1 protein-coding gene is annotated in these 1,987 nt (G+C 60.2%); it reads right to left on the reverse strand.

Annotated features, from left to right (window positions below; genetic code table 11):
- Positions 1 to 169: 169 nt before the first annotated feature.
- Complete coding sequence (gene ltrA, locus B0G73_RS39870; protein WP_106286491.1) at positions 170 to 1,558, reverse strand: group II intron reverse transcriptase/maturase; 1,389 nt, start codon at positions 1,556 to 1,558, stop codon at positions 170 to 172.
- Between the last annotated feature and the right edge of the window lie 429 nt (positions 1,559 to 1,987).

Genomic DNA, 1,987 nt, shown 5'->3' on the forward strand with positions numbered 1-1,987 from the left:
CGGTAGAGTCGAGATGTGGCGCGGTAGCGGTAGGCTCGGTTTGTCTGTTACCGCCGCTTTCGTCTGGCGGTGCCCCAATAACCTCGCCGTAACCCCGTTTCCACATCCCGCTCATCGAACCCAGCGTGCAGATCTCCCGCACTGGGCTCTCGGACAAAACATCACGCCTTCACACACGCCAGGCTACGCCCCCACGTGCGCTCAGACGTACGAGACCGAAGTACCCGTAGAGATGCGGGGATGGATAAGTCCCGCCCCTGCGACGTCTGAGCTTGTACTTGTTGCGTAGCCACCGGCGCAACCGCGTCGCGGTGTAGCTGTCGATTGCTCGGTATGCCCGGCTGACGCTTCCTACCTGGAAGTAATTCGCCCAGCCGCGCAACGTGCGGTTCAACTTGCCCACCAACTCCGTGGTCTCTTGCCATACCGTCCTGAGGGCGGTCATTGCATGAATCTTTTCGACCATGCGCCGGATACTCTTCTTCGACGGCTTCATGCCCATACGGGCCTGACCAGTCGTTGCCGAGTACATCCGCCCAAACGTAAAACCCAGGAAGTCGAACTCACCTTCTGGCACCTTGCAGATTCGCGTCTTCTCCTCGTTGACCGTCAGCTTCAGCTTGCTCATGATCTCGCGCAGTTTCAGCAACGCCTCTTCAGCCTTGCCTCGCTTGCACAGGATCACGAGATCGTCTGCGTAGGTCACTATTCGACTGCCAAGACTGCGCTGAAGCCCGAGCTTCTTCCACGCCAGCACGAACCGGCGCATGTAAACATTCGCCAGCAGTGGTGAGATGGGGGAGCCCTGTGGAATCCCGCGCCGATTGTCTCGAGCCTCCGTCGTCCGTTTCTGCCGACCTCGGTCATCGGTTTCTTCAACGGGGCATTCCAGCCACATCCTGATCAGATGCAGCACACGCCGATCAACGATGCGTCGCGCGAGCGACAACATCAAATCGGCGTGCGGAATACTTCCAAAATAGTCCGCGAGATCAGCGTCAACAACGTCCGTTTGCCCTCGATGCAACCGCTCCTCCACCTCGATCACCGCCTGCTGGGCATTGCGGCCCGCACGATAAGCGTACTGCTCCGGTGGAAGGTCCGCTTCGAAGATCGGTTCGAGCACCAGCATCGCTGCTGTCATGCACACCCGATCCCGCAGGGTCGAGATACCCAATGGCCTCAGCTTGCCGTTGGCCTTCGGGATAAACACTCTTCTGATAGGGTCCGGCCGGTAAGTCTCCTGCCTGAGCGCAAGCGCCAGTTCGCCGAGCCACTTCTGCACCCCGTACGCTTCGACCTCCGCGAAGTCCTGTCGATCGACACCCGGTGCGCCCTTGTTCGATCGACACTGTGCGTACGCATGCGCCAGCACATCCTCGCGATAGATCTTGTCGTACAGCGCGTAAAAGCGATACCCGGCTTCTGCCTTCGCTTTCGCGTGTAACGCCATCTGCAGCTTCTGAACACGAATCGGAGTTGATAGGTTGCCCAATCTCCACGTCCTCACTACGTATTGCGTCTGTCTTGAACTGAGGCCCCTTCCCTCCACCGGCATTACCCGGCTTCACCGGTACTACGGGCCTCTCCGTCATCCCAAGGCGCCCGGCCTGTCCCTCGCGGGCGTCCGGTTGGTCATCCCTGACCACGCCGAGGGACTTCCCGTGTTGCGTACGCTTTCCTTGTGTACATGCTGTCGCCACTACCCCGGCGCAGCGACTGGGCGTCCAGCCTGCTCATTCACCCAGTCGTATCAGCCTTCCCCGATAGGGTTGCCGGGTCGGCCTGCGCATCGTCCTTTTCGAGGTTTGCTCGGCGTTCACTCGCGTTACGGCCTGCACACTCGCGCTGTCACCTATTCGTGACACGCATTACCAGAGGCTTCAGCCACTTCGTTACCTCCATGACTGCTCCAGTTGCTTCCGGCTGGAGCGGTTGCCGGGCGGGGCTTGCACCCGCTGGAAAACGCCGCCTTTTCACGGCGCAC

Origin of the sequence: Paraburkholderia sp. BL25I1N1 (assembly GCF_003002025.1) — a bacterium.
Taxonomy (GTDB): Bacteria; Pseudomonadota; Gammaproteobacteria; order Burkholderiales; family Burkholderiaceae; genus Paraburkholderia.

Bases quoted from the DNA above. Each gene is read 5' to 3' on its own strand.
- ltrA (WP_106286491.1), bottom strand. From the start codon at position 1,558: ATGCCGGTGGAGGGAAGGGGCCTCAGTTCAAGACAGACGCAATACGTA.